This window comes from Clostridium sp. AF28-12 (genome assembly GCF_003435225.1).
Taxonomy (GTDB): domain Bacteria; phylum Bacillota; class Clostridia; order Lachnospirales; family Lachnospiraceae; genus Pilosibacter; species Pilosibacter fragilis.
Window position 1 is genome coordinate 1 of the sequence record NZ_QWGJ01000076.1, and the last position, 627, is coordinate 627.

General features: G+C 51.0%; 2 pseudogenes. Both read right to left on the minus strand.

Annotated elements, in window-relative coordinates:
• Positions 1–329: pseudogene (locus tag DWY93_RS16880) on the minus strand (virulence-associated protein E); the annotation flags it as partial.
• Positions 298–627: pseudogene (locus DWY93_RS16885) on the minus strand (DNA primase); the annotation flags it as partial. The pseudogenes DWY93_RS16880 and DWY93_RS16885, both read right to left, overlap by 32 nt.

The window sequence follows — 627 nt, forward strand, 5'->3', positions numbered from 1 at the left end:
ATGGGATGGTACTTGTTTTCATTCGCCACAATCCCGATGGCATTATCAATCTTTTTCTCATTGGTAAGCCCATAGGTTTCTTCCAGATAGAGAAGCAGATACTTCATATCCGTATCGTTCAGGGCGGTGCTTTCTCTGTGGAAGCCGATGGGCTTTATGATGTCCTTGCGGTCGGTCAGGATGTTGTATGCGATAGCCCCGGAAAGCAGCGGGTCACGCTGGAATACGGTCAGGCAGTTCCGTATGCTCTGACGGACACCGCCTTTCTCGGTAGTTTCCAGTCCCGCTTTGATTTCCTCAATGCTCTGGGGTGGCTGCATGGCGTTCATGGTGTTTTTTAATTCTTGCTGCGTCTGCGGCTGCAAGCTCTGCCATTCGCTGTTCAAGCTGTATCACATCCTTTCCGTAGTCCGCAATCAAAGCCGCTTTTTCCTCTGTCTCCCCGAACAGCAATATATCCAGCAGATATTCCACTTGGGCTTGCTTCTGTAAGGCTCCCACGAACCGGGGATGAAAGGCTTCCTCCGGGGAGTGCGGGGCGTAGTCCTTTCTCCATGCCATAAGCAAGTGGAGATAATCGGCAAGAATACGGAAGCAGCGGTTCTTTGCTTCCTGAAACTGTTCCTC